The organism is Rothia sp. HMSC058E10 (assembly GCF_001809415.1).
GTDB classification, from domain to species: Bacteria; Actinomycetota; Actinomycetes; order Actinomycetales; family Micrococcaceae; genus Rothia; species Rothia dentocariosa.
In genome coordinates, this window is record NZ_KV797630.1 from 145,495 (window position 1) to 149,643 (window position 4,149).

The following is a 4,149-nucleotide window of genomic DNA, read 5'->3' on the forward strand; positions in this document are numbered from 1 at the left end:
TACGCAACAGCTTACGGCGGGAAAGTCCGGGATTTTCAGTCATACTATTCCTTCCTCAATCAAGGCTTACACATAGTTTGAAGCGATCTTGGCATCAGTCAAAATTTCATAAGCCCCAATATCACTTCCTCACACAACTTAGTTGCGAATTATTTATTCAAAGAGACTGGCGGCATCACGATCAGCATCTTCAACAGCCTGTACTGCCTGGTCTCGTTCTTGAGCCGCCGCTTCAGCCTTCTGCGCAGCATCACGCAGATCCTCGGCGGCAGAATCATTAATCGCGATGTTGTCCTGGTCAAACTTATTTGCTAGATCTGTAGCTTCCTGGGCTTCTTGATGAAGCTTCTCAGATTCTGCTTGCATTGCGCCTGTCGAGTTATCAGCAATCGCTGCATTCGCCGCCGGAGCCGTCATAAAGCCAAGCGCTAGCAGAGCACCCACGACAGGAACCACAAGCGAGGTTACGCGCATCAACTTACGGCGAGGACGATCAGAATTACGAAGTATCATTTTTTCTCCTCAATTAGTTCAATAAGGACTGTGCACTATAAAAAACCGGTGAAAGAGCAACACCGGGTTTTAACCGACGTACTGATTAATCTCATTCTGCAAAGCCTCAATAGTCGGTGATGGACTATCTAAAGTTCCATCCGCTGTCAGGCCATAATGCTCTTGTAAAAGCTTGATATGAACGCCTGTGATGCTGTAGCCAGTTACATTCGCACCCCAGCTCTGGACTTTGAGGAAAATATTTTGCGAGCTAGTTCCGGATCCTAGCCACTGATACATGGCCAGCATGGTTGGGGAACCAGAGGCCTGTGCATCATCGACCCATTCCCAACCGCTGACGATACCCGAGCAGGATGGAGCCATACTTGATGGCTGAGAACTAATAACTCCATCCACCGACAACCCGGCCCCACGCACGGCATTCATAAAGCGTTGGAGCCCTGCCGAGGTTTCCTCGCCCCAGTAACCATCAACGCTAACCGCACTCGCACTTGTTGCGGTCACCAGAGTGGAGCCGAAAGCCAGCAAACTCGCAGCGGGCACGCCTACAGCGGCGGCACGCATCAGCCCGCGACGAGAAATACCAGAATGTTCGTTCGTCATTTTTATCCTCCTTCAGGATGAAAATATATGTTCGCAGAGAAGCACCAACGTGCTTTTCACGCATCATCAAATCTCACATAGAGCTAACCGACGTACTGGCTAATCTCGTTCTGCAAAGCCTTGATAGTCTCCGAAGGTCCATCCAGGCGACCATCTGCCGTGAGACCGTAGTGATTTTGCAGAGCCTTGATGGTATTGGGACCAATCGTACCGTCAGCCTCAACACCACCCAGCCAACGCTGCAGGTAATAGATGGTGAAGTCGTAGCCTTGCGCTCCCCCATCGGATTCCCACTGCCATCCGCTGCCCAGCCCAGGATTGGCAGACTGCTGCGATACAGGCTGATATTTCACAACACCGTCTTCATACCCGTATGTAGGCTGACCGAGTTCCTGCGCAAATATATTGAAGAAAAACTTTTGAAGCTGCGAGGTTGTCTCAGAACCCCAATAACCATCAACCTCAAGCGACTGAGCAGCCGGGACGCTAACAATGCTGGAACCCAGCGCCAGAACGCCTGCGGCGGGAACACCTACGGATGCGGTGCGCAGCAAACGACGACGTGAAATACCAGAATGTTCATTCGACATAGTGATACCCTCCTTTGCGTATTTTTCTGGTGCAGGAAGTTGGAGAAGATTTCAGCACACCATAAAACCATCACCGGTAGTAGCGTTAATTATTCTTCGCTATCTCATCATTGTCTGCGCGAAGGTAATGGTTAATTTCATTCTGCAGAGTCAGAATTGTCGGCGACGGTCCATCTAGTGTTCCATCCGCTGTCAGTCCATAATGAGCTTGCAGGGCACTGATAGTCTCAGAACCAAAAATCCCGTCAGCTCCAACACCTAGCCAAGTTTGCATCGCAACTATTGTTTGGGAGCCAGATGCTTGAGCATCATCAACCCACTCCCAGCCACCAGCAAGACCGGGACATGAAGCCTGCAGACTTGACGGCTGAGAACTAATCACACCATCCACGCTCACCTGAGCATGCTGGGTAATATTTAAGAAAGTTTGGAGCCCACTGGAAGTTTTTGACCCCCACCAGCCATCAGCACCAACTAGCGCGTGATAAGCCTGCGCGCTCGGTGCGGTCACAAGGGTCGAGCCGACAGCGAGTAGACCAGCAGCAGGCACGCCAATAGCGGTAGTACGCAGCAGCTTACGACGGGAAAGTCCAGAGTTTTCGAGAGTCATGTTACTTATCTTCCTTTCACATGGTGGTTGGATACGCGCACTCGCCACTGTAGAGCTACAAAAAGCGTTGCTGATTGCGTACTATCTGTGAACGCCTCATAAAAGAAGGCGCAGGGTTATGACATTTCCTCATGCGGAGCGAGGATTTTATTTAGGGTGCTCAGAATATATCTGCAAGAGCTGCATACCAGCAACACATCTCAAAAGTGATTTTTGGTCACCTCATATAATGCATTTACTGTGCAGTGCTTTCCTGAACGCCTCTGCCCCTACCGTAGAAGCTACACAGGCGAGTTTTCAACCCTTTGAGGCTGTTTTGCTGCATCGCGCAAGACAGAAGTTCATGTATTTTATGCTCTATATCAGAGTGGTCATTGTTCAAAACTTTTAAATGTCATATTTCTTATTCGGGCATGTCACATAAAAATATAACGCCACGCTTCGTAAGTTTTTATAAACACTTCATTCTTTAAATATTTTTTCTTAGGTGTTTCAATAAGTAAATATCTATAAGCACGCTTTAATCCCTGCGAGCAGATAGTATTGTGGCGAGCAGATAACAATCGATTATCTGCTCGCCACAATAACCATCTGCTCGCGCCTCATCAAACCTGACGCATAGGGACTTTAGGATCCGTGAAAACTAATTCTAGGCCTGTTCTTCTGCCGCTGATCAGATAGATAATCAACAACGATGAGAACTGCAATAGCAACGTCTTGAAAACGCTGGTCGTACACAGTGATCTGATATTTGTCGCGCATCTTAAACCTAGGCTTGTGAATAGCGGCGACAATACCTCCTTCAAGAACAATCTCAAAGTTACCCTCCCAGAAACTACCCCCGATCTGAAGCGGAATCTGGTTGAGGTAGGCCTCTATGTTGAGCCCAGCAAGTTTAAACCGTTTGCGCATATACAGCTGGTCGCCAGTGGAAAAGCCAACATTGAAAACGGTACCGAGCCCAAGCTGCCGCTCTAGCGTGAACTGCACGCCGGTCTCAACGTTCGTCACATTCATGTTTTTGCCGAGAACCCGGTAGTTCTCATCAACCTGATATACCGTGTACCCGCCTTCGTCGGTGACGACATAGTGGTCGGTAATTTTGAAGATTTTCTGCGCCGCGTAAAGCTGCCGCATCATGCTCTCCTCTCTATGTGTTTCGGTGGTGTCGTCGGTAGCTCAACCATAGCACCGCGTATGCTCTCAACGACGGAATGAAAGGTTTCAGCCTTTACCTTTTTAGGAGCTTTAAGGATTTACTCACCACAATAACGACGATAATACTTATTAATATTTCTCCGAAAAATACTATTGACAGAATCGTGTCATACAACACCGGAGATGATTCCCGATCCATTGGAAATGTCACAGCGAAAAGCATAACCGACATAATAGGAGCAACTAATATACTGTATATATTTATCCAGCGCACACTTTGCAGCTTCGCCCATTTTCTACACTGCATATAAGCCCTGAACTGCAAAGCAACATGGATAATATACGGAATCGTGAAAAGGGTTAGGGGGACAAGATGCCCAACTACTATGCTGTAATCGGGGGTTTTCCCACAGGGCTGAGGGGGAGCATTGACCAAATTTACAACCCAGTACCATATAAGACCAACCACAAGGACGGAACCCCAGATGGTTCTTAACACGTGCGCTCCAAGAAGGAATTTACGGAACGGGATTTTGGGCGTGGAATCGCCAGGTGCAGCCGAAGGTAAAGGGATTCTAGAGCGATTCATCAGGCACCCCTTCGGATACCTCATGCTGCTTTTGTTCTGAAGATTTGTCTGTCTTTTTAATACTATTTGTCGTGACAACAATCATT

At 48.1% G+C, this 4,149-nt stretch carries 5 protein-coding genes; all 5 read right to left on the bottom strand.

Going from position 1 to position 4,149, the window contains the following annotated elements; genetic code table 11:
- Positions 1-153: 153 nt before the first annotated feature.
- A complete protein-coding gene (locus HMPREF2609_RS06315; RefSeq protein WP_246822609.1) occupies positions 154-513 on the bottom strand; it encodes a hypothetical protein in 360 nt (119 codons plus the stop codon).
- Positions 514-582: 69 nt separating this feature from the next.
- Complete coding sequence (locus HMPREF2609_RS06320) at positions 583-1,116, bottom strand: hypothetical protein (RefSeq protein ID WP_004006351.1); 534 nt, start codon at positions 1,114-1,116, stop codon at positions 583-585.
- Between the two features lie 83 nt (positions 1,117-1,199).
- Positions 1,200-1,706 carry a peptidoglycan-binding domain-containing protein gene (locus HMPREF2609_RS06325; protein ID WP_070449225.1) on the bottom strand — a complete coding sequence of 169 codons (507 nt, stop codon included), beginning with the start codon at positions 1,704-1,706 and terminating at the stop codon, positions 1,200-1,202.
- Positions 1,707-1,791: 85 nt separating this feature from the next.
- Positions 1,792-2,316: a peptidoglycan-binding domain-containing protein gene (locus tag HMPREF2609_RS06330; RefSeq protein WP_070449223.1), complete on the bottom strand. Its 525-nt coding sequence runs from the start codon at positions 2,314-2,316 to the stop codon at positions 1,792-1,794.
- A gap of 627 nt (positions 2,317-2,943) precedes the next feature.
- Positions 2,944-3,456 carry an LURP-one-related/scramblase family protein gene (locus tag HMPREF2609_RS06335; RefSeq protein ID WP_070449222.1) on the bottom strand — a complete coding sequence of 171 codons (513 nt, stop codon included), beginning with the start codon at positions 3,454-3,456 and terminating at the stop codon, positions 2,944-2,946.
- Positions 3,457-4,149 lie beyond the last annotated feature (693 nt).

Coding starts and splice junctions, on each gene's coding strand:
- HMPREF2609_RS06315 (WP_246822609.1), bottom strand. CDS start 513: ATGATACTTCGTAATTCTGATCGTCCTCGCCGTAAGTTGATGCGCGTA.
- HMPREF2609_RS06320 (WP_004006351.1), bottom strand. CDS start 1,116: ATGACGAACGAACATTCTGGTATTTCTCGTCGCGGGCTGATGCGTGCC.
- HMPREF2609_RS06325 (WP_070449225.1), bottom strand. CDS start 1,706: ATGTCGAATGAACATTCTGGTATTTCACGTCGTCGTTTGCTGCGCACC.
- HMPREF2609_RS06330 (WP_070449223.1), bottom strand. CDS start 2,316: ATGACTCTCGAAAACTCTGGACTTTCCCGTCGTAAGCTGCTGCGTACT.
- HMPREF2609_RS06335 (WP_070449222.1), bottom strand. CDS start 3,456: ATGATGCGGCAGCTTTACGCGGCGCAGAAAATCTTCAAAATTACCGAC.